General features: G+C 51.2%; 21 protein-coding genes. 15 read left to right on the forward strand and 6 right to left on the reverse strand.

Going from position 1 to position 25,728, the window contains the following annotated elements:
* Positions 1-56: 56 nt before the first annotated feature.
* Positions 57-1,178 (reverse strand): aminoglycoside phosphotransferase family protein, encoded by a 1,122-nt coding sequence (locus HAV38_RS13160; RefSeq protein ID WP_168055841.1) that lies wholly within the window; start codon positions 1,176-1,178, stop codon positions 57-59.
* An 89-nt stretch (positions 1,179-1,267) separates the two neighbouring features.
* Between HAV38_RS13160 and HAV38_RS13165 the strand changes: the two genes are divergently transcribed.
* From HAV38_RS13165 to rsmA, 4 genes are all read left to right on the forward strand, one after another.
* Positions 1,268-3,664, forward strand: a complete 2,397-nt coding sequence (locus tag HAV38_RS13165) for an LPS-assembly protein LptD (protein WP_245182349.1) — start codon at positions 1,268-1,270, stop codon at positions 3,662-3,664.
* A 35-nt stretch (positions 3,665-3,699) separates the two neighbouring features.
* Entirely contained in the window at positions 3,700-5,136 is a 1,437-nt protein-coding gene (locus HAV38_RS13170) for a peptidylprolyl isomerase (protein ID WP_168055997.1), read from the forward strand.
* A 143-nt stretch (positions 5,137-5,279) separates the two neighbouring features.
* Positions 5,280-6,323 (forward strand): 4-hydroxythreonine-4-phosphate dehydrogenase PdxA, encoded by a 1,044-nt coding sequence (gene pdxA, locus HAV38_RS13175; RefSeq protein WP_245182350.1) that lies wholly within the window; start codon positions 5,280-5,282, stop codon positions 6,321-6,323.
* Positions 6,324-6,595: 272 nt separating this feature from the next.
* Positions 6,596-7,366 (forward strand): 16S rRNA (adenine(1518)-N(6)/adenine(1519)-N(6))-dimethyltransferase RsmA, encoded by a 771-nt coding sequence (gene rsmA, locus HAV38_RS13180; protein ID WP_168055843.1) that lies wholly within the window; start codon positions 6,596-6,598, stop codon positions 7,364-7,366.
* A gap of 32 nt (positions 7,367-7,398) precedes the next feature.
* Here rsmA and gloA read toward each other — a convergent pair whose 3' ends face one another.
* Together gloA and HAV38_RS13190 are read right to left on the reverse strand one after the other, a co-directional pair.
* Positions 7,399-7,809, reverse strand: coding sequence for a lactoylglutathione lyase (gloA, locus tag HAV38_RS13185; protein ID WP_168055844.1), 411 nt, complete (start codon positions 7,807-7,809; stop codon positions 7,399-7,401).
* Positions 7,810-8,024: 215 nt separating this feature from the next.
* Positions 8,025-8,939 (reverse strand): LysR family transcriptional regulator, encoded by a 915-nt coding sequence (locus HAV38_RS13190; RefSeq protein WP_168055998.1) that lies wholly within the window; start codon positions 8,937-8,939, stop codon positions 8,025-8,027.
* Between the two features lie 101 nt (positions 8,940-9,040).
* On the opposite strand from HAV38_RS13190, the gene HAV38_RS13195 reads away from it, so the two are divergent.
* From HAV38_RS13195 to HAV38_RS13235, 9 genes are all read left to right on the forward strand, one after another.
* A complete protein-coding gene (locus HAV38_RS13195) occupies positions 9,041-10,150 on the forward strand; it encodes a muconate/chloromuconate family cycloisomerase (RefSeq protein WP_168055845.1) in 1,110 nt (369 codons plus the stop codon).
* Between the two features lie 38 nt (positions 10,151-10,188).
* Positions 10,189-10,479, forward strand: a complete 291-nt coding sequence (gene catC / locus HAV38_RS13200; protein WP_168055846.1) for a muconolactone Delta-isomerase — start codon at positions 10,189-10,191, stop codon at positions 10,477-10,479.
* A gap of 85 nt (positions 10,480-10,564) precedes the next feature.
* Positions 10,565-11,485 carry a catechol 1,2-dioxygenase gene (gene catA, locus HAV38_RS13205; protein WP_168055847.1) on the forward strand — a complete coding sequence of 307 codons (921 nt, stop codon included), beginning with the start codon at positions 10,565-10,567 and terminating at the stop codon, positions 11,483-11,485.
* A gap of 177 nt (positions 11,486-11,662) precedes the next feature.
* Positions 11,663-13,033: a benzoate 1,2-dioxygenase large subunit gene (gene benA, locus HAV38_RS13210; protein ID WP_168055848.1), complete on the forward strand. Its 1,371-nt coding sequence runs from the start codon at positions 11,663-11,665 to the stop codon at positions 13,031-13,033.
* Positions 13,030-13,521, forward strand: coding sequence for a benzoate 1,2-dioxygenase small subunit (gene benB / locus HAV38_RS13215; protein WP_168055849.1), 492 nt, complete (start codon positions 13,030-13,032; stop codon positions 13,519-13,521). Before benA ends, benB begins: the two co-directional genes overlap by 4 nt.
* A gap of 24 nt (positions 13,522-13,545) precedes the next feature.
* Positions 13,546-14,565, forward strand: a complete 1,020-nt coding sequence (gene benC, locus HAV38_RS13220) for a benzoate 1,2-dioxygenase electron transfer component BenC (protein ID WP_168055850.1) — start codon at positions 13,546-13,548, stop codon at positions 14,563-14,565.
* A 2-nt stretch (positions 14,566-14,567) separates the two neighbouring features.
* Positions 14,568-15,353, forward strand: a complete 786-nt coding sequence (locus HAV38_RS13225; protein WP_168055851.1) for a 1,6-dihydroxycyclohexa-2,4-diene-1-carboxylate dehydrogenase — start codon at positions 14,568-14,570, stop codon at positions 15,351-15,353.
* A gap of 119 nt (positions 15,354-15,472) precedes the next feature.
* The gene (gene pcaD / locus HAV38_RS13230) at positions 15,473-16,252 is read left to right on the forward strand and encodes a 3-oxoadipate enol-lactonase (RefSeq protein WP_168055852.1); all 780 of its coding nucleotides are present in this window, start codon (positions 15,473-15,475) and stop codon (positions 16,250-16,252) included.
* Between the two features lie 54 nt (positions 16,253-16,306).
* Entirely contained in the window at positions 16,307-18,214 is a 1,908-nt protein-coding gene (locus HAV38_RS13235; RefSeq protein ID WP_168055853.1) for a sigma-54-dependent Fis family transcriptional regulator, read from the forward strand.
* Positions 18,215-18,286: 72 nt separating this feature from the next.
* Here HAV38_RS13235 and HAV38_RS13240 read toward each other — a convergent pair whose 3' ends face one another.
* The 3 genes from HAV38_RS13240 to HAV38_RS13250 are packed head-to-tail and all read right to left on the reverse strand — an operon-like array spanning position 18,287 to position 22,493.
* Positions 18,287-19,198, reverse strand: coding sequence for a transporter (locus HAV38_RS13240; protein ID WP_168055854.1), 912 nt, complete (start codon positions 19,196-19,198; stop codon positions 18,287-18,289).
* 48 nt (positions 19,199-19,246) lie between these two features.
* Positions 19,247-20,710, reverse strand: coding sequence for a benzaldehyde dehydrogenase (locus HAV38_RS13245; RefSeq protein WP_168055855.1), 1,464 nt, complete (start codon positions 20,708-20,710; stop codon positions 19,247-19,249).
* Between the two features lie 43 nt (positions 20,711-20,753).
* Complete coding sequence (locus HAV38_RS13250) at positions 20,754-22,493, reverse strand: GMC family oxidoreductase (RefSeq protein WP_168055856.1); 1,740 nt, start codon at positions 22,491-22,493, stop codon at positions 20,754-20,756.
* A 534-nt stretch (positions 22,494-23,027) separates the two neighbouring features.
* Here HAV38_RS13250 and HAV38_RS13255 point away from each other — a divergent pair.
* Positions 23,028-24,407 (forward strand): MFS transporter, encoded by a 1,380-nt coding sequence (locus HAV38_RS13255; protein ID WP_168055857.1) that lies wholly within the window; start codon positions 23,028-23,030, stop codon positions 24,405-24,407.
* A gap of 152 nt (positions 24,408-24,559) precedes the next feature.
* Positions 24,560-25,651, forward strand: coding sequence for a porin (locus HAV38_RS13260; protein ID WP_168055858.1), 1,092 nt, complete (start codon positions 24,560-24,562; stop codon positions 25,649-25,651).
* The last annotated feature ends 77 nt before the right edge of the window (positions 25,652-25,728 follow it).

Raw genomic sequence — 25,728 nt, forward strand, 5'->3', positions numbered from 1 at the left:
ATGTTATCAACAAATATACCGAGAAAACATTGCAGGGCAGGTGCGACGAATCAACCTTAAAAGGTATAGCCAATCTGCTGCGGCGTGTCTTCCAGTTTATCGATCAGGCGTACCAGAGGGATCAGCTCGCGGTAGCGCAATGCCGCTTTGCGCACATAATCCATTACTTGCGGTATGTGCTGCATGTATTCTGGTTTGCCATCACGATATTTGAGACGCGCGAACAGGCCAAGAATTTTCAGGTGACGCTGCAATCCCATGTATTCAAAATCCCGATAAAACGTGTCGATATCTGGCGCAACCGGCAAGCCCACGCGTTTAGCGCGCTCCCAATAGCGAATCACCCAGTCGAGAATCTGTGCTTCATCCCATGAGCGGTAGACGTCGCGCAACAGAGACGCGAGGTCGTACGTAATCGGGCCATAAAGCGCACCCTGAAAATCCAGAACGCCGGGATTGCCTGTCGGTATCACCATCAGATTACGCGAATGATAATCGCGATGGACGTACACCTGAGGCTGGGCCATATTATTGGCCAAAATAACATTAAAAACTTCCTCCAGGCTGGCGCTCTGTTCCGTCGTCAGCGTAACATTCAGATGTTTGCCTATATACCACTCAGAAAATATTTGGAGCTCTTTTAATAAAAATGCCCGGTCATATTCTGGCAACACGTCCGGCTTGCTGTGGGTTTGCAACGTTACTAAAGCATTGATTGCGTCAAGATAGAGCGCGTTGGCGTCAGCGTTCTCTTCATTCAGTTGTTGCAGATAGGTGGTCGGACCCATATCGGACAGCAGCAAAAAGCCTTGTTCAACGTCTTGCGCGAGGATAGCAGGCGTTGACATTCCGGCATCATTGAAGATGCCCGCGATAGCGATGAACGGGCGCACGTCTTCTTGTGGTTGCGGCGCATCCATGACGATTAAAGTGTCTGGTGCGGTGGCGCCGGAGGCAGTGACCCCTGAGCTAGCCCGGTCAACCCTAAAATAACGTCTGAAGCTGGCATCGGCTGAGGCGGGTCGCATTGACGCTGCGATAGTTGGGTAGTCTGCTAAAGTTGAAAGCCACGCAAGTATTTTGATCAGACGCAGATCGGTCGCCTCAGGGGGTAAAGAAGGTGCGCACTCTGCGGCTAACAGAGGTGGAGTCGGAGTTGATGTCCGGTTTGATGTCATTTAGCGGTCCAGGAATACGGTTGTAGGTAGTGAGTTCCCCTATAATAAGGTATTAATTTTAAAAAATCGCCTACGATGGTGTTTGCTCAATGCATTTTTTGACACGGTTTTCCTCAGTGCTCCTTTCCCAAGCCTCGCCGCAACCACTGCTGTCGACCCAATTACGCTCGCCAATACGCGGACGTTTGGTCGTGCCCTCCCGTCAAATCGGGTCGTTACCGCTGCCTCGCATGCGACGGCTTACGTGGCTAATTGCGTCGGTACTGGCTTCTTCGGTGCCGATATTGACGTCATCTGTTGCCATGGCGCAAGCAGTTGCGGTCAGGCCTCCGCATGTCGATGAGAGCAATTTACCAATCACTGTTGAAGCTGACCAGATGACAGGTCGCCCGGATCGGGTGCTCAACCTTGACAGTAACGCTGAGTTGAAGCGTGGCCAGACCGAGGTTAAAGCCGATAAGGCAACTTACCGGATTGTTGAAAATGAGGTCGAGGCGCACGGTTGCGTGCGGATGAATCGTTACGGTGACGAGTACACCGGCGATGATCTCAAGCTCAATATGGACTCTGGACAAGGATTTTTGACCAAGCCGACTTATAAGTTTGGTATCAACGGCGGGCATGGGGGTGCCGAACGTTATGATTTTGTGGATGAAGATCATGCCAAGGCGATTACCGGAACGTACACTACTTGTCCCGGTATCAATCCGGACTGGTATATCAAATCAAGCACCATGGATATCGATACCGGTCGCTCGGAGGGCTTGGCGCATGGCGGTGTATTGTATTTCAAGGATATCCCGATTCTGGCTTCCCCTATTCTGTCCTTTCCGCTTTCCAGCGATCGCCAGTCCGGGTTTTTGCCACCGACCATCGGTGCCACCAGTACCGGCGGCTTTGAAGTCAGTCAGCCGTATTATTTTAATATCGCACCCAATCGCGACATGACTTTCAGTCCTAATGTGATTACCAAGCGCGGTGTGCAACTGGGGGTTGAAGGGCGCTATCTAAGCGATACTTATAGCGGTATTACCCGTTTTGAGTACCTGCCAAACGATATGTTAACAAAAAGTAATCGTTATGCCATTGAGTCAACACACGCACAAAAATTGGGTGGTGGTTTTGGCATGTCGTGGAATGTAAACTACGCATCCGATAATAAATATCCAGATGATTTTTCCCGATCTATTACACAGAGTGCGCAACGACTACTGAATCGCGAGCTTGATCTGACCTATGGCGGTACTTTAGGCAGCGTGACAGCGATCGCGTCGCGGTATCAGGTGTTGCAAGATTTCGATTCCAAAGGCAACCCGTTGATATCTCGGCCGTATGATCGGTTGCCGCAGGTCACGTACGGCGTGGGGCGACAGGACGTTGGCGGGTTTGACTGGACCGTGGCTGCCCAATATACCCGCTTTAAAAATAGCCAGTACGATATCGCGCCGAGCAGGCAACTGCCGGGTGAAGGCGATCGTATTTACATTAATCCGCAGATTTCGTATCCGATCATCGGGGCTAGTTATTTTTTAACACCTAAGATTCAGCTCGATGCAACGTCGTACAGCCTTACCAACGTGGTGCCGGGATCGCCGACCAGTTTCAGTCGTGTTTTGCCAACGTTCTCAATCGACGGGGGGCTGACCTTTGAGCGAGATGCAAAATTATTTGGTAACGCGGTAACCCAAACCTTAGAGCCACGCCTGTTTTATGTACGGACGCCATATAAAGATCAGAATAACTATCCACTGTTCGATACTGGTGTGGCCGACTTCAATTTCGCCCAGATTTTTACTGAAAATAAGTTTTCCGGTCATGATCGCATTAGCGATGCGAACCAGTTGACGACGGCCATTACCTCGCGTTTTATCGAAGAAAGCGGGATTGAACGTTTGCGGCTCGCGATTGGTCAACGCTTTTACTTTACGCCGCCATTGGTATCGCTGGATAACAGTATCGTCAACAGTCGTTCCGATTTATTGTTCGGCGCAAGTGGTCAATTGACGCGCACGCTTGGACTGGACAGCAATCTGCAATACAGTCAAAGTAACAATACGATTCAGCGCGCCAATTACAGTATTCGCTGGCAGCCTGGTCCTAAAGAAGTTGTCAACCTGGCGTATCGGCTGGATCGCACGCCAGCGGACGTCGCACTGAATAATAACGAAATATTGAAACAAGTCGACTTATCGGCGCAATGGCCACTCGCCAAACGTTGGTATGGCGTTGGGCGCATCAATTACTCGCTCCAGGATCGAAGAATTGCTGAAGGTTTGCTCGGTGTAGAGTATAAAGCTGATTGTTGGGTTTTTCGCGTAGTGGCGCAACGGACCCCGACCTCGACTGCTAAAACCAGTTCCGCGTTATTTTTCCAGCTTGAATTGAATGGTTTGACGAAACTAGGCTCCAACCCGATGCAAGCATTAAAAGGCAGCATCCCCGGTTATCAAAATGTAAATCAACCTGACAAGATCATCAGTAACTGAATCCGTCATACTTATATATGAATGCTCTCATCACTATGCGTAAAACCATCAAGCCCCGCTCGTCCAACCAGACTCACATTGCGATGATTATTGCATCGCTGCTCATCAGTACCTCCAGTGCATGGGCGCAAAAGCCAGTCAGCCCGTTGAGTCCACCCCTGATGGACTCGCCGACCACAGTGGCTGCCCCGGCTGCCCGAAAGCCAAGAGCGGCCGGCACCCCCGAGACAATAGATTCGATTGCGGCGGTAGTTAACAATGAAGTCATTACCCGTCAGGAGCTGGCACTGCGCCTGAAGGACGTGATTGCGCGGATGCAAGGGCAGGGCGTTGAAGTGCCGCCCCCGGCTGAATTGCAAAAGCAGTTGCTTGAGCGTTTAATCCTTGAGCGGGCGCAAGTGCAGGCCGCTAAAGAGGCGGGTTTGTCGGTCGACGACAAAATGCTGGACACTTCAATTGGCCGCATTGCAGAACAAAATAAATTGTCGATGAGCGACTTCCGCAAGCAACTGGATCACGACAAGATTTCTTATACTGCTTTTCGGGAAGATATCCGTCGCGAAATCTTGTTGCAACGCCTGCGTGAGCGTGAGGTCGATAACAAAATTACCATCACCGAATCAGAAGTCGATAATTATCTGACCGCCGAAGCCAATAACAAGCAATCGCAACAGGCGCAGCAAGAATTTAATTTGTCACAGATTTTAGTGCGCGTGCCAGAAAATGCTACGCCAGCGCAAGTCAGTGAGCGTCGTAAACGTGCAGAAGAAGTGTTGCAGCAATTGCGCTCTGGTGGCAATTTCGGCAAGGTCGCGGCAACCTATTCTGATGCTCCCGATGCTTTGTCGGGGGGCGAGCTAGGATGGCGCGCACAGGATCGCTTGCCGAAAATGTTTCTCGATGCAATTGCAACCCTGACGCCGGGTCAGGTCACTACTATCCTACAAAGTGCGAATGGTTTTCACATCGTTCGGCTTAACGATAAACGTGCTGCTGCCAATACACCAAAACCTGACGCCGCACCGGTAGAGCAAACACACGCCCGTCATATCCTGATAAAAGTCACCCCAACGGTATCAGCGGCAGATGCTAAACGCCGTTTGCTGGAACTAAAAGATCGTCTGGACAATAAAGCGGCCACGTTTGAAGATTTGGCTAAATTATATTCGAATGATTTGTCCGCCTCTAAAGGTGGTGATCTGGGTTGGATCTATCCCGGTGATACCGTCCCGGAATTTCAACGTGCGATGGATACACTGAAACCCGGTCAAATCAGCGAACCGATTCAAACCCCTTTCGGTTATCACCTTATTCAGGTGCTGGAGCGCAAAACCGATACCGTCTCGTCTGATCGTAAACGCCTTGCAGCGCGTGCTGCCATTCGTGAGCGTAAGCAGGAAGAAGCGACCAACGACTGGTTGAGAGAGCTGCGCGACCGCGCCTACGTGGAATATCGCACCGACGATAATTGATGGCTTAACCCCGCGTGTTATTTTGCACGCGGGGAGTCTCTAAGATGCGGTGAAATGCGGCGATTTGCTCCAAAGTGCTGTTACGACTACTAATTGACATGGCAATGACTGCTGAAAAATCCCTCAACACAGGAACTCGTGCCGTGAGTACTGCCGCCTCGCGCCCCATCCTAGCGATAACCTGTGGTGAACCGGCCGGTATCGGTCCGGAAATATCAATCAGAGCGGCGTGGGAGTTACGCGCCACTATCAATAGTGTTCTGATTGGTGACGCTGCATTTTTGGCAATGATTGCAGAGGAGATCGACCCTGCTATAAAACTGGTTGCACTCTCTGAGCAAGCATTCAAATTTAGCGGGTTGCCTGACTTTGGGCCGGAGCGCGTAGCGGTGATTGATTGTCCCTTTAGCGTCCACGTGCGGCCGGGCGTACTCGATCCGCGCAATGGCAGGGCGATTTTAAAGACACTGGATATTGCGATCAGTGGGGCCATGGAAAAAGCCTTCGACGCTATCGTCACCGCGCCGTTGCAAAAAAGCACGATTAATGACGCTGGTGTACATTTCACTGGCCATACAGAATATCTGGCAGAAAAAACCGACACCGAACACGTAGTAATGATGCTGGCGACGGACCGCACCACGCCGCCGTTACGGGTTGCGCTGGCGACGACACATCTCGCCTTGAAGGATGTGGCGGCGGCTATTACTGCCGATAGTCTGAGCCGTACATTGGATATTTTGCAGCATGATTTGCGCGCCAGATTTGGCATAGCGCAGCCGCGTATATTGGTCACCGGCCTCAATCCGCATGCCGGTGAAGGCGGTTATCTGGGTCGCGAAGAGATAGACATCATTATCCCGGTATTGGCGGCAGCAAAGGCTAAAGGCATGTTAGTCAGCGGTCCTTATCCTGCCGATACCTTGTTCCAGCAAAAATATCTGGATCAGGCCGATTGCGTACTGGCGATGTATCACGATCAGGGTTTGCCAGTGCTCAAATACGCCAGCTTCGGACATGGCATCAATATTACACTCGGCTTGCCTGTCATTCGTACTTCGGTCGATCACGGAACGGCGCTCGATTTAGCAGCGGCTGGCTTGGGAAGAGCCGATCATGGCAGTATGCTGGCAGCGCTTAACGCGGCGGCACAGCTGGTGCGCGCGACCGCCGCTGTCGCTGAATAACTCCGCTTTACTTTGCGTTGAACGGCGCATAGTAGCTAGCGTAAAAGTATGGCAAGGGGACGGCAATCCTTAAACCACTCGAATCGGCAGCGTATCAAATTTAGAATTAAGCAAAACCTTCCCTAAATGGCTTTAAGTTGCCGACGCATAACGCAGGCAAGTCTATGGTCTCGCATGGGGAAAGTAACGCCCCGCCGAGGCAATTTTGCGTAAGTCCTATTTTTATCATCAACCTTTGGCATCACCTATTACACAGCTCATCGCATCCATAAATGAAACATATTGCACGTAAGCGCTTCGGCCAGAATTTCCTCACTGATAAGCAGGTATTAACCGACATTATCAGCGCCATAGCACCACAGCCGGACGACAACATGGTCGAAATTGGCCCCGGCCTGGCGGCGATGACCACGTTGCTACTCAAGTCGTTAAAGCAATTACACGTAGTCGAGCTGGACCGCGATCTGGTGACGCGGCTGGAAAAAACTTTCGATCCTGCGCGCTTGCATGTGCATTCCGCCGATGCATTGAAATTTGATTTCAGCAGTATTCCTTTAATTGGCGAAGGAAAGCTGCGGGTCGTCGGCAATCTGCCGTACAACATTTCAAGCCCTTTATTATTTCAGCTGACCGAGATCGCGCCGTTGGTGCAGGATCAATATTTTATGCTGCAAAAGGAAGTCGTCCAGCGTATGGTCGCCGAGCCCGGTAGCAAAACTTTCGGACGACTTTCGGTCATGCTGCAATGGCGCTACAAGATGGAATTATTATTTATCGTGCCACCGACCGCATTTGATCCGCCACCGCGGGTTGAGTCTGCCATTGTAAAAATGGTGCCGATTGCGGAGCCGTTGGTGTGCGACCAGCAGAAACTGGAAGATGTCGTTTTGAAAGCCTTCACCCAACGCCGCAAAGTGATTCGCAATAGCCTGGCGGGTATGTTTACCGAAAATGATTTGATCGACGCCGGTGTTGATCCGCAGGCACGTCCCGAAACCATATCGATGGAATTATTCGTCGGCCTGGCGAATCGACTCAAATAAATTTCTAGCGCGCGCCTTAAACTTAAAGCTACTTAAAGCTTTTCGTTAGGCCAATGCCCCGGCTTACGTTCAATTAATTCAATTTTATAGCCGTCAGGATCTTGTACGAAGGCGATATTAGTAGTGCCGCCTTTGACAGGACCGGCTTCGCGGGTGACATTGCCGCCCTGAAGTTTGACGTCGGCACACGCCTTATGCACGTCTTCAACCGCAAGCGCGATGTGGCCGTAAGCCGTGCCCTGTTCGTAACTATCGACGCCGTAGTTATAGGTCAGTTCCAATTCGGCGTGTCCCGGATTGGTGCCGTAACCGACGAAGGCCAGCGTGTATTTGTATTCCGGATTGTCATTCGTGCGCAGTAGTTTCATGCCAAGCACTTTGGTATAAAAATCGATGGAGCGTTGCAGATTGCCGACGCGCAGCATGGTATGGAGGATTAGCATATTTTTTTCTCGTGATGGAAATGGGAAGGGATCGATAACTGGGACAAGTATCTGCGCTTAAAATCTATCTTCTTAAATTTGACTGATTTTCCCCAGCATTTGAACATTTGTATTTCAAGTATGACGATTCTAACTTCTTCGGTGATATGTTGCAGCGTTGTTGCGCACTGCGGTGGGGGTCTCCCATTTTTATCGATAGCATTATGGTCAAAAACTCACAAAGATTCTTTGACATGCGGAATTTTCTCAGCATCATAGATATCGTAGATAAGTCGCAATAACTGTCCCAGTTCCTCTGACTGATCTGCCATTCGAACGCTAAAAATGATCGGGGAGGTCGTGTTCTTTTCCTCCAGTTCCATATAACTGACATCCTCCCGTTTCATGCCTTGCAAGCTGGCGGGAACAATCGCGACCCCTTGTTCCGCCGCCACCAGGCCGATTGCAATCTGAAGCTCTCTGACCTCGATAATTTTTTCGAGTTTGATTGCACGGTCGCTAAAAGCGGAAAGCACCTGATCCGCAAAACTGGGACGGGGGGCCTTCGGAAAGATAATCAGCGTTTCGGGAATTAAGTCCTTCAAATTAAGATGTGTTCCCAATCCGGTAAGGCGGTGACCTGTCGGTAACGCCACGATCAATCGTTCTTCGCGCAATACGATGCGTCGTACATCCGCATCCTCATATCTGATCCGCCCGAATCCAACGTCAATACTGCCATCCTTCAACGCTTTGATCTGTTGCATGGTAGTCATTTCATGCAGGCTGATCTCGACCGCGTTGTACTCTGATCGAAACCGCCGGATAATTTTTGGTAACAGTCCGTACAGGGTGGAGGCGACAAATCCGATCGAAAGCGTCCTTTCAATTTTCCCCACACGCTGTGTCATTGATTTTAGATCCGCTGCCTTACCTAGTAATTGCTGCGCATGCGCGTAAAAAAAGCGTCCGGCTTCCGTCAGTTGGAGGGGACGTGAGCCGCGTTCAAATAAAGAGACTTCTAATTCCTCTTCCAGTTGCTGTATCTGGCGACTTAACGGCGGCTGGGCGATAAATAGCCGTTTAGAGGCGCGCGTGAAGTTTTTCTCCTCGGCAACGGCCACAAAGTAGCGTAAATGGCGCAATTCCATGTTTATACCTAAAAAGTATTGAAACGATAGCAAATCGGTGTTGGACGGGTCTGATGGCATGCTCTAACCTGCAGATATTCGTTTAATTATACAAATAAAATATGATCAAAACTATAGAAACTATCCTTGTCGATGTACCCACCATACGTCCTCATAAATTATCGGTAGCGATCATGAACGCGCAAACGCTGGTGCTGGTACGTGTGGTTTGTGGAGACGGTATCGAAGGCTGGGGCGAGGCAACCACCATCGGCGGATTGAGTTACGGCGAAGAAAGTCCTGAGAGCATCAAGACCAATATCGATACCCATATTGCACCCTTGTTGCTCGGCATGGACGCCAGCCAGGTTGGCAAGGCGATGGCAAAGATACGCAAAATTATTCAAGGTAACCGATTTGCCAAATGCGCGATTGAAACTGCCTTGCTGGACGCGCAGGCGCGCCGCTTAAAAATTCCTTTGAGCGAATTATTGGGCGGACGGGTACGCGATGCCTTACCCGTCGCCTGGACGCTTGCCAGTGGCGATACCAGCAAGGATATTGCGGAGGCGGAAAAAATGCTTGCGCTACGGCGTCATCGTATTTTTAAATTAAAAATCGGTTTGCGTTCGGTAGCCGACGATGTCGCCCACGTGCTGACAATTAAAAAAGCCCTAGGTGATGACGTCAGCGTGCGGGTGGATGTGAATCAGGCCTGGAGCGAACTAGATGCCGTCAATGGTATCGCAGCGCTTGAAGCGGGCGGGATTGATTTAATTGAACAGCCAATCCGCGCAGACAATAAAGCAGGGTTGGCACGTTTGGCGAGCCGCTTTTCTGTCGCGCTGATGGCGGACGAATCATTGCATGGCCCTTTGGATGCGTTCGATCTCGCAACTATCGCCGGGGCAGACGTTTTCGCTGTAAAGATTACCCAATCTGGCGGATTGATCCCCGCCATTCAGGTCGCCACTGTCGCGCAGCTTGCCGGGATTGGTTTGTATGGAGGAACGATGCTGGAAGGTGGCGTCGGGACTGCGGCATCTGCCCATGTGTTTTCCACCTTCAGTGATCTGTCTTACGGCACGGAACTCTTCGGGCCGTTGTTGTTGACAGAGGAAGTGTTGGTCGAACCACTGGTCTATAAGGACTTCATGTTGCAAGTCCCAAATAAGCCGGGTCTTGGCGTAGAAATTGACCGAGAGAAATTAAACTTTCTCCGCCGAAAGTAATAGCGCCGCTTACATCATTATAAAAATAGGAGAAGACCATGTTGTTTCACGTGCGAATGGACGTCAATTTACCGCAGACTATGCCGGAAAATCAGGCGACCGCATTAAAGAAAACAGAAAAAGACATTGCGCAGGGTTTACAAGAAAGTGGCAAATGGCGGCATCTATGGAGGATCGCTGGCCAGTACGCCAACATCAGCGTTTTCGATGTTAGTAGCGTTGATGAACTACACACCCTGATTTCGACTTTGCCATTATTTCCTTACATGCAAATTCAGATCATGCCTTTGTGCCGTCATCCATCATCAATCAGGAGTAATGACGCATAAAGGCTGCGCTCGCTTGCCATGTAAACGGTAGCGCTGCAACAGAATTTTAATATCCCTATAAGTAAATATATCTAAGGAGACAACAATGACACATACTGAAATCGACACTTTAGTGAAAAGCTGGATCATCGATTCCGCTATCCGGGAAGCAAATCCCCGTGTGCAACAGATCGTACTGCGTGTAGTCGGCGATTTGTGCAAAACAATTGAAGACCTGGATATACAGGCAAGTGAATTCTGGAAGGGCCTGGAGTATTTGTCAGCGGCGGGCGCCAATAATGAACTTGGTTTGATTGCACCAGGTTTGGGGCTGGAACGATTTTTTGATATTCGTGCTGATGAGGCGGAAGTCAAGGCAGGACTGACCGGAGGCACACCGCGTACTATTGAGGGTCCTTTATACGTCGCAGGTGCGCCGCAAAGCAAAGGATTTGCGCGTTTGGACGAAGACGCGGTAAGCGACGAAGCAGAAGTCCTGTTCATGCAGGGAACGGTCTTTGATGCGCATGGCAAAGCAATGCCAGGTGCTAAGGTTGAAGTCTGGCACGCCAACTTGATGGGCAATTATTCCTTCTTTGACCAGACGCAGTCCCCATTCAACCTGCGTCGCACCATCATCGCAGATAAAAACGGCCGTTACCAGTTCCGCAGCATCATACCGGTCGGATACGGTTGTCCACCGAATGGTTCCACCCAGCAATTATTGGATCTGTTAGGTCGTCACGGTCGTCGTCCTGCGCACATTCATTTCTTCGTCACCGGCGCAGGTCATCGTAAGCTGACGACGCAAATTAATATCGATGGCGACGAATACCTGTGGGATGACTTTGCATTTGCCAGTCGCGAAGGTCTGGTGCCCGCCATCCACAAAATCACGGACAAGGAAGAACTTGCGGCTAAAGAGTTGACCCGTCCTTTCTCGTCGATTGATTTTGATTTTAATCTGTACTCAGAAACGCCTGCTGCGCCTTCGACTGAAGTTGCGCGTATCCGCGCTGCTGCATAATAAAAAATGGGCAGTGCATATTCACTGTCCTTTTCTTAAACATAGAACTTACACAAATCGCCCCAGATGCGTTGTGCCTTCTTAACCGCCAACCTGGCGCGGTCGTCACATTCTGTCTTAATCCGCACGCCTTGTAGGGACAGTTTTGTGTAAGTTCTGGAACAGAAGGAATTCATCATGATCCCCATTTATCCTGACAACACGCCAAAGCTCAAAAACCTCGACGAATATCTGATCGAAGATGAAGCCAAAGGTGACTATCGCTTGCATCGCAGCGCCTTCACCGATGACGCTTTATTTGAATTGGAAATGAAGCATATTTTTGAAGGCAACTGGATTTACCTGGCCCATGAAAGTCAGGTTCAAAATAATAATGACTACTACACCACGCATATAGGTCGTCAACCAATATTCATTGCGCGTAATCGTCAGGGTGAATTGAATGCATTCATTAATGCCTGCAGCCATCGGGGAGCGCAGTTGTGCCGCCATAAACGGGGTAACAAGGCGACGTATACCTGCCCGTTTCATGGCTGGACTTTTAATAACAGCGGCAAGTTACTCAAGGTCAAAGATCCTGATGAAGCCGGTTATCCAGAGTGCTTCAATAAAGAAGGCTCGCATGATTTGAAAAAAGTTGCGCGCTTTGAGAACTATAAAGGGTTTCTGTTTGGCAGCGTGAATGAAAACGTGGCACCGCTCACTGAATTTCTGGGTGAAGCAGCCAAGATTATCGACATGATTGTCAATCAGTCTGCGGAAGGGCTGGAAGTATTGCGTGGCGCATCCACCTACACGTTTGATGGCAACTGGAAGCTGCAAGCGGAAAATGGCGCGGATGGCTATCACGTCTCCGCCGTGCACTGGAACTATGCGGCTACGACCAATCGCCGCAAGGACGCAGATGCGACACGTGAGGATAATGTCAGAGCGATGGATGCCGGTAAGTGGGGCAAACAGGGCGGTGGATTTTATGCTTTCGAACATGGGCATCTTGTGTTGTGGTCCAAATGGGCGAATCCACAAGACCGTCCAAACCATCCGCGCCGGGATGAGTTTGCTAGGAGTTTTGGCCCCGCAACCGCTGACTGGATGATCGAACGCTCGCGCAATTTGTGCCTGTATCCCAACGTTTATCTGATGGATCAGTTCGGTTCCCAAATCCGTGTGTTGCGTCCAATTTCCGTCAACAAAACGGAAGTAACGATTTATTGCATCGCACCCAAAGGGGAGTCCGATGAAGCGCGTGCGCATCGCATCCGCCAATACGAAGATTTCTTTAATGTCAGCGGCATGGCAACGCCCGACGATCTGGAAGAATTCCGCGCTTGTCAGCAAGGCTACGCCGGTATTGCAGCCCCATGGAACGATATGTGCCGCGGCTCGCAACACTGGATTGAGGGCGCTGATGAGGCCGCCAAAGAACTCGGTCTGAAGCCTTTGATGAGTGGTGTCAAAACCGAAGATGAAGGCCTGTACACGATCCAGCATCGCTATTGGCTGAACGTGATGAAAAAAGCCTTGCTGGAAGAAGGAGCCAAAGCATGAAGAACATTAGCCTGACCGACATAAGCAGCTTTTTATACTATGAAAGCCGGTTGCTGGACGATGAACAATGGGACGAGTGGCTGGACTGCTATCACCTTGATGCGCAATTCTGGATGCCGTCATGGGACGACGACGATAAGCTGGTCATCGATCCGCAACGCGAGATTTCGTTGATTTTTTATCCGAATCGCCAAGGCCTGGAAGATCGGGTATTTCGCATCAAGACAGAGCGCTCCAGCGCAACCATGCCGGACACCCGTACCTGTCATAACATCGCGAACGTGGAGTTGGAATTGCAGGAAGGCGATATTTGTACAGTCCGATTCAATTGGCAAACATTGAGTTACCGCTATAAAACCAATTACAGCTATTTTGGCATGTCGCGGTATGTGATTGATTTTTCCGCTGAGAGTCCAAAAATTTTGAACAAATACGTGGTGCTGAAAAACGATTACATCAATCAGGTCATCGACATTTACCACATTTAAAAACGATATTCAGGAGACAAGGCGATGAGCTACAACATTGCACTGCAATTTGAAGACGGCATTACCCGCTTCATCGGATGTAACGAAAACGAAAAGCTGTCAGATGCGGCCTATCGTCAAAAAATTAATATCCCGCTGGATTGCCGCGACGGCGCGTGCGGTACCTGCCGTGGCTTTTGTGAGTCGGGCAATTATGATTTGCCTGAGTCGAGTTATATCGAAGACGCGTTAGACGCGAAGGATGCCGCAGCAGGCTTTATCCTGGCATGCCAAATGCGCCCTAAATCCGATTGCGTGATTCAAATTCCAGCAACTTCCAGCGCATGCAAAACGGCGATTTCGCGTTACTCCGGCAGCATTGGTTCGGTCCAGCATTTTTCCGATTCCACGATCAATTTTTCGATCAATCTGGATAACCATTCCGGCCTCGAGTTTCTACCCGGGCAATACGTGAATCTGGAGATTCCAGGTACCACCTTGACGCGCTCGTATTCTTTTAGTTCTCCGCCGGGTGCTCCACAAGCCGACTTTGTGGTGCGTAATGTACCGAATGGGAGAATGAGTAAGTTTTTGGCAGAAGAAGCACAGCCCGGTCAGAAAATGACCTTCTCCGGTCCTTACGGTAGCTTCTATTTACGCAGCGTGACGCGGCCGGTTTTGTTTCTTGCAGGCGGCACCGGTATTGCACCGTTTTTGTCGATGCTGGATGTGTTGGCTGCCGACGGTTTTCCACACCCGGTCCGCATGTTGTTTGGCGTCACTAACGACACCGATCTGGTGGCGCTGGAGCAATTAAACCGGATCGCGTCGCAGCATCCGCAATTTAAATATCAGACTTGCGTAGCCGCAACCGAAAGTCAGCACGCGCGCAAAGGTTATGTGACCGAGCATGTTGCAGCCGAATGGCTCAATGATGGCGACGTCGATATCTATCTGTGCGGGCCTACCGCCATGGTCGATGCGGTCAAAAATTGGTTGGACAAGATCGGTGTAAAACCAGCGAATTTTCATTACGAAAAATTCTCAGAAAGTAGTGGCAGTTGATCATGGAACATTCTCAACGGTTCCAAAATAAAGTCGTTATTGTGACCGGTGCCGCACAAGGTATCGGACGCGGTGTCGCGTTAGCGATTGCGCGTGAAGGCGGCCAAATAGTGCTGGCAGATCGCTCTGATCTGATCAATGACGTTGTAGCTGAAATCAGTCAATTAGAAGCCAAAGCAATTGTCGCAAATGTCGACCTAGAAACTTATGCAGGCGCGCGACAAATGGTCGAGGCCAGTCTTGCAATCTTTGGACGCGTCGATATTCTCATCAATAACGTCGGTGGCACAATCTGGGCGAAGCCCTATCAGGAATACGAAGAAGCGCAAATCGAAGCGGAAATTCGTCGCTCATTATTTCCTACGCTATGGTCCTGTCGTGCCGTCTTACCAGCCATGATCGCGCAGCAGCACGGTGTCATCGTCAACGTATCCTCCATCGCGACACGCGGCATTAATCGCGCCCCTTATGCCGCCGCAAAAGGTGGCGTCAATGCGGTGACTGCCAGTCTCGCATTTGAACATGCGGAGGACGGTATTCGGGTCAATGCGGTAGCAACCGGCGGCACAGAAGCGCCGCCTAGAAAAATCCCTCGCAATGCGAATAAGCTGAGTAAGGATGAGGAAGTCTGGTATCAGGGCATTGTCGATCAGACGCTCTCGACCAGTCTGATGCATCGCTACGGGACGATAGCAGAACAAGTGAGCGCCATCTTGTTTCTGGCATCGGATGAATCTTCTTACATCACCGGCACGGTGCTCCCGGTGGGCGGCGGCGATCAGGGGTAAGTATCTGTTGATGCTCTTCTCAAAAATATCAGACGACGTTTCCCCGCATTAGCGTAAGCTATCGGGGCAGCGTTCTTCTGATTTTTAGCGCTTTACAATCGATAGATCCAAGGAGCATTATGCCTCTCGCACGCATCAATCAAACCGACATCTTTTTTCTCGCCGAAGGCAATCCCTGCAACCCTGCTATCGTATTCTCCAATTCGCTGGGAACCGATCACGCGATGTGGCAAGCGCAGGCCGAGGCGCTGGTCAGTGATTTTTATGTTATTCGCTACGATACGCGTGGGCATGGTCAATCAGCCAGCCCAAAAGGTCCGTATCAGTTGCAACAATTAGGTCAGGATGTGATAGCACTGCTAGATTTTCTTGGCATAGATAAAGCACATTTTTGCGGTTTATCGATGGGTGGAGTGACCGGGCAATGGCTCGGTATTCATGCACCGCAGCGTGTAGAAAAATTAGTCGTCTCAAATACTGCCGCCAAAGTAGGAACGACGGATGGATGGCTGAGCCGGGCGCACGCAGTCAGAGCTGAAGGCCTGAATGCGATTGCCGATAGCGCGGCTTCACGCTGGTTCAGTCCTGCTTTTGTAGAGAATCAATCACCGGTTATTGGTAAATTAATCGCTCATCTGCGCGCTGAAAATCCAGAGGGTTATGCGAGTTGCTGTGAAGCGTTGGCAAGCGCTGATCTACGCGATCAAATTCACGCTATTCCTAACGCAACCCTGATTATCGCAGGTCAATACGACCCCGTGACAACCGAGTCGGATGCGGTGCTGATGCAACAAAAAATCAAAGACTCTACAATAGTGGTGTTACCGGCTTCACATATCTCCAATGTCGAAGCGGAGCATTTATTTACCGAGGCTTTAGCTAATTTTTTGAAAGTCTGACCTCGTACATTTTGCTTGCAGCCGTCAGATTGTCGTGCTGTGACAGGAAATAATATGCCTCAAGTAATGCTTACTTCCGCGGCGGTTACGCAAGCGCGGCAGCTCTTTTTTGAAGAAGGTACGCTACCTAACGGTCTGGTGCACGATGCCGTGTGGCGCTCGTGGCAACGTTGCCTGGGAGACGGGCGCAAAGCTGGCGAGGTGATGGCGTTCAATCCGATCAGGCGTAATTCCGTTGCAGGATTGTTAGAGCGTAACAGGCAATTAATTATTGCATCTGAACCCGCCATCTTGCTACTAGCAAAGGCGATGACCTGCACCGGTTATGGCATTCTTTTGACTGATCGTGATGGCGTCTGTCTGGCGGTGAGTGGCCCGATTGAACACTGCGGGAACATGTTGCGTCAGGCGTTGTGCCCCGGCGTGGATCTTTCTGAGCGCGCGATAGGTACCAATGCGATGGCGACCGCGATGGCGGAAGGTCTGCCGATTGGTATTTTTGGCGGCGAACATTTTTTTGCGCAAAATGAGACTTTTCAATGCGTGGCCGCGCCAATTTTTGATCCCCACGGAACGCTGGTCGGCTCTATCGACATTACCCGCGATGCGCCCGGTGCACAATTTGGCGCCCTGTCGTTGATGCTCGACTGCGCCGCAGCGATTGAAACCTCGCTGTTTCTTCAGTCCCCGGCCCACATCACGATAGGCCTGAACTGGCGGGCCGATGCCAACGATAAATTTTCGGTTGTCATCGTGGCGTTCGGAAAAGATGGCGAGGTGCAGGCAATCAATCGCGCCGCGCGTCGGTTTCTGGGTATCGGTGCGACGGTTTCCGGCCTGCGTTACCAGGATTTGTTTCAGGGAAATTTTGCCGGATTGATGGATGCGATAAAAACCGCCCGTCATCCGATACCACTGACGTTGCAGTCCGGTCTTTGCCTGTTCGCGCAACCGTTGTTCCTCAAGCCGCATGAGACCGTTACGGTGCGGTCCAGCGCGGCAAACGCGCCGCTAAAACAAACCGTGATGCCAGCGTTCGGTGATGCAGCTATTCAACTTTCTCTGCATAGGTCTATCCGTGCTCTAAGCGCCGGATTGCCGATATTAATACAGGGAGAAACCGGAACCGGAAAAGAGGTTGCCGCACGTGCTCTGCATGCTAACAGCGCCGGGTGTAAAGGACCGTTCATCGCGATCAATTGCGGGGCGATTCCGAGGGATCTTATTGAGGGTGAGTTGTTTGGTTATGCCGACGGTGCCTACACTGGCGCTCGCCGTGGCGGAGCAAAAGGAAAAATAGAAGACGCAAATGGCGGAACATTATTTCTCGACGAAATTGGCGATATGCCGATCGACTTACAGACGCGCCTGTTACGTGTGCTCGAAAGCCGGGAGGTCACGCGCCTTGGAGAAAGTACATTGCGCAAACTGGATATTCAACTCATCAGCGCAACGCATCAAGACCTTGATACGCTGGTGCTTGAGAAGCGCTTCAGAAGCGATTTGTATTTCCGCCTGAACGGGATGATGCTGTATCTGCCGCCACTACGGCTGCGCAGTGATTTATCCACCCTGATCGATGCGCTGCTCAGCGAGGAAGGAATTGATCCGGCACGACTGGCGGTGGATAAACGCCTCACGCTGGAAAGTTATCCTTGGCCGGGTAACACCCGAGAATTACGTACCGCACTGCGCTTCGCTCAGGTGATGGCCGATGATCTGGCACCTATCCTTTTATGTCATCTGCCCGATGCGGTGCGCGGTTTGAAATCTGCGCCGTCCTTACTTCCTGCTTCATCGCAGCAGTTGCAAGGGGAGATCGTTGCGGTAAAGCCACTGAAAGAACTTGCAAGCGAAGTCATTACCAGCGCGCTATATGAAAGCAAAGGAAATATTACCTGTGCGGCGCTGCAGCTCGGGATCAGTCGTGCAACCTTGCATCGCTGGTTGAATAAAAATTGACCAAAAAAACCCTGCCGTTCGAAATAAACGAACGGCAGGTATTGAAGCATCAGCGCCTGCTTAAGTCTTTCATCAAAATACTTTTACCAGCCGCAGATGGACCCGGTTAGACTCTTCTGCACCATTGCCAACCTTCAGCGCCCGACCAGCCTGAATCTGCAACTGCACTGTAGGTGTAACGAATGATGCAAGGGTAGCCAGCCAGCGACTATTATTCATTCGATCGTTTTGTGAAGCCCCATTCAACTGGCTTTGGCCGCCGAAGTCGTGATAATACGATAGCCCTACATAGGTGGCAGGCGACAGGACATACCGGAGATGCGTCTGTATGCCGTAGCTAGCATCCTGTTTTTTGATCAGGCCAATAAAATTATTGTTGTTGCCGTATATCGCATATTCCCCGGCTACGTCCAGCATGAAGCTTTTGCCTAGCGCGGTTGTATAGACTGCCTGAAAAATTCCTTTCCAGCGGTTTTCGCCGATATTTACCGGCCCCTTGGAAGGATCGTAGTTGCCCGCCGGTAGCGAGGCAAAGGCCGAAACAGCAAACCATTGCTGTTGTTCGGGACGATTCAATAGCCACAAGGCTGATCCTATTATCGGATCGCCTACGCCGTTTGCAGAGACCGGTGAGAGCGGGCCGAATGGGGTGCTCAGATTAACTTTACCGAACGGGATCACGATCTGTGGATCGATAATGAAATCGCCTATCTTCATGTAATGTACGAACCGCGCCAGGCCGATATCGGTCACCAGCTTGAACGATCCCGGCGTCTTGTCGCCATCAGCGTAATAGGCGTTGCGCTCGGTATGCTGATAATAGACGATACCCAGATTGACACCCGGCGGCAACGCGACATAGTCGCCGGGATCGGTGGCGATTTCCGCTGCGCCGCTGGTGCAGGCCAGCGCCGCGAAGCCGACGCTGGTGATTGCCTTGACCGCGCCCGACAGGCAAGATTTACGACGTGTTATTTGATACATGTACTGTCCCCTGAATTTTATTTGAATTTTATTAGTGCTGCATTGTTACTAGAACGGATAGATGACTGGCTTTTCCATAATGCTCAGCCATTGGCTTTGGGTGAACTCATGGACGTTAGCCGGACCGCCGAAGCGACCGCCGTTACCAGACGATCCCATGCCACCGAACGGCACATGAAATTCATTGTTGACGGTCTGATCGTTGATGTGGATCATGCCGGTGTTAAGTCGTTGAGATAGGGCGACGGCACGCGGGATGTTACGGCTATGGATCGCAGCGCAAAGGCCGTATGCCGAACGATTGACCAGTTCAACGGCTTCGTCGTCGTCGTGGAACACGGTTACCGGCGCCACCGGACCAAAAAGTTCTTCCTGAAAAGCGGCCATATCCGGCGTCACGCCGGTGAGCACAGTAGGACGATAGAACAGCCTTTCATGCGTCGCGCCGGTTAATGCGTGGGCACCTGCACGCAACGTCTCTTGTACTATTCCATGTATTCTGTCGCACTGTTTGCGGTTAATCAGTGGGCCGAGATGCACCTGATCGGTATGCGGATTTCCTACGTGGAGTTTTTCTGCCCGTGCTGCCAACTTTTCTGCATACTGGTCCGCGACAGAATGATGCACCAGATGCCGTCCTGTTTGCATGCATATTTGTCCCTGATGCAGAAACGCCCCCCAGGCACCATTAGAGCTGGCGGCGTCCATGTCGGCATCATCCAGAACGATGATGGCGTTATTGCCACCCAGTTCGAGGGCAACTTTTTTGAGCAGGTAGCCGCATGTTTGTCCAATCGCACGGCCCACAGCGGTCGAGCCGGTAAATGAAATCATGCCGACCTCAGGATGTTTTACCAAGGCGTCGCCAGTCGCAGGACCACCGGGAATAACGTGCAGCACGCCGACAGGTAAGCCTGCATCTTCGAACGCTTGCGCGATCAGTGCGCCACCGCAAATAGCGCTTTGCTGGTCGGGTTTAAGGATGACCGCATTACCTAGCGCGAGTGCAGGCGCGACCGATCGCATTGCCAATAAGAGCGGAAAATTCCACGGCGTGATCACGCCGATTACGCCAATTGGCAACTGGCGGCTGAGATTGGTCCGGCCCGGCATAGAGGATGGGAACAACAATCCCTCCGGCTGCATGGGCAGCGCCGCGGCCATTAGTATTTGTTCGCAGGTGGCGTGCAATTCCCATTCTGCCTTGGCAGGGATTGAACCGCACTGGCGGATGTTCCACACATTGAATTCGGCCGCTCGCTCAAGTACTAAGCGGGCGGCTTCCCGCATAATGTTCGCGCGCTGATCAAAGGGCATCCGGGCCCACGAACGTTGTGCATGGCTGGCGATTTGCACGGCGCGGTCAACATCCTGCGTCGCGCCAATGCCGATATGCCCAAGGACCTGTTCGGTAGCTGGCTCAATGATCGCTGCGGTACCTCCTTCAGCGGCGATCCAGCCGCCTGAGTAAATCTTGCTGTCCCAAATATTAGTAACCGTTGATGTATTCATGTCTCGACTCCTTTTGTGATCCGATTTAAAACCGGGGAAATTTTTAAGCCTGTTTCAGAATTTCTGCCATGCGTTCACCGATGATCATGCACGGTGCCATCGTGTTGCCAGTCGTGACGCGGGGCATGATCGAACCATCAGCGACGCGTAGTCCTTCAATCCCGCGCACGCGTAGTTTGTGGTCGACTACTGCCATCCTGTCGCGCCCCATCTTGCAGGTGCCGGTCTCGTGCCAATAGGTCATCGCGGCGTTGCGGATAAAGTTTTCCATGTCCTTACCTTTAAGCGGACCCGGCATCACTTCGCGTTTGGCGAACTCGCGTAATTCCGGCGCATTGCCAATCTCCCTGCACAATTCAACGGCACGTACCAGCGCCTTCATGTCAGCCGGATCGGTCAAGAAATTGGCGTGAATTTTCAGATGGTCGCGTGGGTCGGACGACTGCAGCGCGACATAGCCTCGGCTGGCCGGACGTACCAGTCCCGGCGCGATAGACCAGGCCGCGGGCGGAATCGCGAACTGTTTCCCCGTGACTTCGCTGGTGTACGGAATTTCGATTTGAAACGGTTGTAGATCCGGCGTGTCGAGACGGCTATCACTCTTCCAGAAAAACGTACACTCCGCGAGATTATTGCGTGGGGCCTGAGGCGAGGTGTATTCCCAGACGCAGCCTCCGAGCAGAATGTGATCCATGAAGTTCTGCCCAACGCCGGGCAGGTGATGCACCGCACGGATGCCGACGCGCTTGAGTGACGCTTCAGCGCCGATACCTGACAGCATCAGTAGCTTTGGAGAATTCAGCGCGCCGGTGGACAAGATGACTTCTTTTGCCGCACCGATCTCATGGGTTTTTCCTTGCCAGATGAATTCGACGCCGGTAGCGCGCTTGCCAACTAACGTAATTTTTTGTACTTCGGCCTGCGTTAATATCGTCAGATTGGGACGCGCCATTACCGGGTGAAGATATTGCGATGCCATGTTGCGGCGACGACCGTCTTTGATAGTGGTGTTGGCGATGGAGCAGCCGCCAGGACCTTCCATCATTGCGCCGTTGTGATCATCGAACGACGGAATGCCGACCGATGCGGCGGCCTTAACCATTGCCGGGGCGATCGGATTGGGTGCATTTGCCGGTTGCACCCATACGTTCCCGCCAGTGCCGCGGTAGGCCGGATCGGGCGCTCCCTGCCAATCTTCGATGCGCTTGTAGATGGCAAGTACATGGTCATAGTTCCAGCGCGGATCGCCCGCTTCGGCGGCCCAAAAGTCGTAATCATTTTTGTGGCCGCGTGCGTAGGCCATGACATTAATGCTGCTGCCGCCCCCGATTGCCTTGCCCATTGCAAGATTGATCTGACGGTTATTCAGATTGGTCTGCGGCACGGATTTGTCACCCCATTCGCGGTCAGTACCGAGATTGGTGAACCAGATACCAGGATCTTGAATGGCAGGAACCTGATCGCTACCGCCTGCTTCGATCAATAAGACTTTGATGTCAGGATTTTCAGACAGGCGACTGGCTACCACGCAACCCGACGATCCCGCTCCACAAATAATGTAATCGTATTGTCGCTGCAGGTTGGCAGCGAGTGCCGATTGGTTGGCTTCGATGGCCGCTGCGTTTTGCGCCATCGTTGCGGCAGTCGCCGTCGACAGTCCTAAGGCTGCCGCAAATTTCATAAAGCTACGCCGGTCAACCCGGCCTTGCATCATCGCCTGTTCGAGCAGATTGATGCGGTCGCCGCCTTCCAGATCGCCGGAATCCCGCTGATTATTTTTCATACTGTCTCCGTTCTACATTTTTTTGTTTGGGTGATTCGGTTTGTTGCAGACGAGGAATAGCAAAACGCATGCCATTAAAATTACGGGCCTAAAATGCGTTAAGTCATTGATTTTTATGCATTTTTTATTGTGGTTATCAATCAACAGCAGCGCTGGCGATGTAGCTATGTCGCATTTTGCGTCGACTGTAGCAAACTGCTACGCAGAGATTATTGAAGATCGTAATGTAATAGATTGAGGATTTAAGCTGAATGATTCGCTAGCGGGAATAGTTAAATTGGGATTGAAACCGCTTGCGCAGACAGTGGAATAGGCAGGGGAAAAACGGTTGTACAGACTTCTATTGCTTACGGGAACTCTATACCTAGCGAGTATTAAACAGATACTTAATCCGTGTTGGACGTAGTTATAACAGCTATATATTCTATGAATACCATGTAAGGAGCCATAGCAAGCCGGTCTCACAATGGTTCAAAAATCAAAATAATACATCGAGGATATAAATCCAGATGTTCATAAAATAGGGACAGTGTTATGCGCCAGATTGACGTTCACAAGGTTGCCGATGCGGCACGATTCAATGGTTTTCACGGTAGGGTACTTTTATGGTGCGCGCTCATTATCATTTTTGATGGCTATGATCTTGCCGTAGCGGGCATCGCAGTGCCCTCCATCATGAAGGACATGGGCGTTACCGCGCAAAACGCTGGCTTTATGGTGAGCGCGGCGTTGTTCGGGATGATGTTTGGCGCAATATTTCTAGGCACCATCGCCGACAAAATTGGGCGTCGCAAAGCCATCGCTATTTGTATCGGTTTGTTCAGTATTTTTACCGCAGCGGCAGGCTTCACCCACGACCCTTACACGTTTAGTGCAATGCGTTTTCTTGCCGGTCTGGGGATCGGTGGCGTCATGCCCAATGTTGTGGCGCAGATGACCGAGTATGCACCTAAGCGTATCCGCTCTACGATGGTCACGCTGATGTTCAGTGGCTATGCGGTGGGCGGCATGCTTGCGGCCTTGCTCGGCAAAGGATTGATCGTCACTTATGGCTGGTCGTCCGTATTTTTAGCCGCGGGTTTCCCCATCGTTCTGGTCCCGTTTATTCTTAAATGGTTGCCAGAGTCGATGCCATATTTGATCAAGAAGAATCGCATCGAAGAACTCAAAATGATCGTTGCACGCATTGAACCGAACTACCGCCCCGATGCAAATGACCGCTTCTCGCTGCCCGCAGAAGACAGAGCCGAAGGCGCGCAGATCGGTAAGCTTTTTCTTGATGGTCGGGGCTTTAGCACCTTGATGTTTTGGGTGGCTTTTTTTATGTGCCTTTTCATGGTCTACGCGCTCAGTTCCTGGTTGACTAAGCTGATGGCGAGCGCTGGTTATAGTTTAGGCTCAGCCCTGACCTTTGTGCTGGTGCTTAATTTTGGTGCCGTCATTGGCGCGGTCGGCGGCGGTTGGCTGGCTGATCGCTTCCACATTAAATATGTTCTGGTTGGTATGTATGCGTTAGCCGCCGTCTCAATCACGCTGTTGGGTTACAAAGTGCCTACCGAGGCGCTGTTCATTTTGGTTGGTCTTGCCGGCGCATCAACCATCGGTACGCAAATTGTTACTTATGCTTATGCGGGCCAGTTCTATCCTATGGCAATACGCTCGACGGGGATTGGTTGGGCCTCTGGGGTAGGGCGCAGTGGTGCGATCCTGGCACCCATCGTGATCGGTACACTTGTAGGTATGGCATTGCCATTGGAAAAGAACTTTATGGCGATTGCAGTCCCAGCAGTAATTGCCATGATTGCGGTATTGCTCATCAATAATAAACGCTCAGCATCGGCGCAGCACGAAGAAGTAAGCGGTACATCCTCCGCTCCGTCAAGCCATGTTGTAAGTTCGGCCTCGGGTGCATAACTAAGCCGTAAATTCGTAATCACGAACGCGGTTAGGGTCCCGTAGGCCTACGAAGATACATTCGTTCGTGCGCAACGGGATACCCTTAAATCATTTTGGTTTGTAAAAAATAATACATAAAAAGTCGTTTTAAAATAATCAGGGGACAGTGCATGAACAAATCAGTATGTAATACCTTAGTCGCGTTATCGACCGTTTTTAGTTCATTAACAGTGTTCGCGCAGTCGCAGGTGACGATGTACGGAATCGTCGATACCGGCGTGGAATATGTCACCCACGCCAACGCGTCCGGTGATTCGGTAGTGAGGATACCGTCACTTACGGGCACATTTCCATCCCGTATTGGCTTCAAAGGCACGGAGGATCTTGGCGGCGGCTTGCAGGCTTTATTCGTTCTGGAGACCGGCTTTGCAGTGGATACCGGCAGCATGGGACAAGGCAATCGCTTGTTTGGACGCCAGTCCTATGTCGGCCTGAAAAATTCTTACGGTGCGCTCATGTTTGGGCGGCAAGTGAATATGACTTACCTTGCCTCGCTTAAATCCGACGTGATGGGACCGAATATTTTTTCAATCAGTAGTCTGGACTCTTATCTGCCCAACGCTCGCAGCGATAACGCGATTGGTTATCTCGGCACATTCTCAAGTTACACGGTGGGGGCAACGTACAGTTTTGGCCGGGATACTTCGTCTGCCGGGGGCCCCGCTGGAACCAATTGCGCGGGCGAAATAGCGGGCAATTTTAAAGCTTGTCATCAGGTGACCGGATTACTGGCATACGACGCGCCATCGTTTGGCGTGGCCAGTGCTTATGATGTTCTTTACGGTGGCCCCGGAGCGGCGGCAGGACTGACCAACAGCAGTTACAGCGATCAAAGAATTTCATTGAATGGTTATGTCATGCTGGGCCAAACCAAGATCGGCCTCGGTCTGGTTGATCGGAAGATACAGGCCGCCACAGATACGCATTCTGATTTGTATTACCTTGGTGTCAGCTATCCGTTTGCGAACTATTGGGTTCTGGACGCACAGGTTTCGCGCTTGAAAATTAAGGATACCGCCAAGGTCTCTACACTGTCGGTTGCGCGCCTGACTTACAATCTGTCAAAACGTACGGCGCTATATACTTCGTTTGGCTACATCCAAAATTCCGGTTCCGCTGCGGTCGCATTGGACGCTGGTGGTACGGTTGGTATCGGTTTGAATCAGGTTGGGGTCATGACGGGTGTTCGCCATACCTTCTAAGAGCCTGTTCACGGCCTTAATGCATAGATCTAATTTTGGCGTGTGATACTCATCGAAGGGCGGCCGTATTTGGTGGA

It is taken from the genome of Glaciimonas immobilis, assembly GCF_011947285.1.
Lineage (GTDB): Bacteria > Pseudomonadota > Gammaproteobacteria > Burkholderiales > Burkholderiaceae_D > Glaciimonas > Glaciimonas immobilis.

Bases quoted from the DNA above. Each gene is read 5' to 3' on its own strand.
- HAV38_RS13160 (WP_168055841.1), bottom strand. From the start codon at position 1,178: ATGACATCAAACCGGACATCAACTCCGACTCCACCTCTGTTAGCCGCA.
- HAV38_RS13165 (WP_245182349.1), top strand. From the start codon at position 1,268: ATGCATTTTTTGACACGGTTTTCCTCAGTGCTCCTTTCCCAAGCCTCG.
- HAV38_RS13170 (WP_168055997.1), top strand. From the start codon at position 3,700: ATGCGTAAAACCATCAAGCCCCGCTCGTCCAACCAGACTCACATTGCG.
- rsmA (WP_168055843.1), top strand. From the start codon at position 6,596: ATGAAACATATTGCACGTAAGCGCTTCGGCCAGAATTTCCTCACTGAT.
- gloA (WP_168055844.1), bottom strand. From the start codon at position 7,809: ATGCTAATCCTCCATACCATGCTGCGCGTCGGCAATCTGCAACGCTCC.
- HAV38_RS13190 (WP_168055998.1), bottom strand. From the start codon at position 8,939: ATGGAATTGCGCCATTTACGCTACTTTGTGGCCGTTGCCGAGGAGAAA.
- HAV38_RS13195 (WP_168055845.1), top strand. From the start codon at position 9,041: ATGATCAAAACTATAGAAACTATCCTTGTCGATGTACCCACCATACGT.
- catC (WP_168055846.1), top strand. From the start codon at position 10,189: ATGTTGTTTCACGTGCGAATGGACGTCAATTTACCGCAGACTATGCCG.
- catA (WP_168055847.1), top strand. From the start codon at position 10,565: ATGACACATACTGAAATCGACACTTTAGTGAAAAGCTGGATCATCGAT.
- benA (WP_168055848.1), top strand. From the start codon at position 11,663: ATGATCCCCATTTATCCTGACAACACGCCAAAGCTCAAAAACCTCGAC.
- benB (WP_168055849.1), top strand. From the start codon at position 13,030: ATGAAGAACATTAGCCTGACCGACATAAGCAGCTTTTTATACTATGAA.
- benC (WP_168055850.1), top strand. From the start codon at position 13,546: ATGAGCTACAACATTGCACTGCAATTTGAAGACGGCATTACCCGCTTC.
- HAV38_RS13225 (WP_168055851.1), top strand. From the start codon at position 14,568: ATGGAACATTCTCAACGGTTCCAAAATAAAGTCGTTATTGTGACCGGT.
- pcaD (WP_168055852.1), top strand. From the start codon at position 15,473: ATGCCTCTCGCACGCATCAATCAAACCGACATCTTTTTTCTCGCCGAA.
- HAV38_RS13235 (WP_168055853.1), top strand. From the start codon at position 16,307: ATGCCTCAAGTAATGCTTACTTCCGCGGCGGTTACGCAAGCGCGGCAG.
- HAV38_RS13240 (WP_168055854.1), bottom strand. From the start codon at position 19,198: ATGTATCAAATAACACGTCGTAAATCTTGCCTGTCGGGCGCGGTCAAG.
- HAV38_RS13245 (WP_168055855.1), bottom strand. From the start codon at position 20,710: ATGAATACATCAACGGTTACTAATATTTGGGACAGCAAGATTTACTCA.
- HAV38_RS13250 (WP_168055856.1), bottom strand. From the start codon at position 22,493: ATGAAAAATAATCAGCGGGATTCCGGCGATCTGGAAGGCGGCGACCGC.
- HAV38_RS13255 (WP_168055857.1), top strand. From the start codon at position 23,028: ATGCGCCAGATTGACGTTCACAAGGTTGCCGATGCGGCACGATTCAAT.
- HAV38_RS13260 (WP_168055858.1), top strand. From the start codon at position 24,560: ATGAACAAATCAGTATGTAATACCTTAGTCGCGTTATCGACCGTTTTT.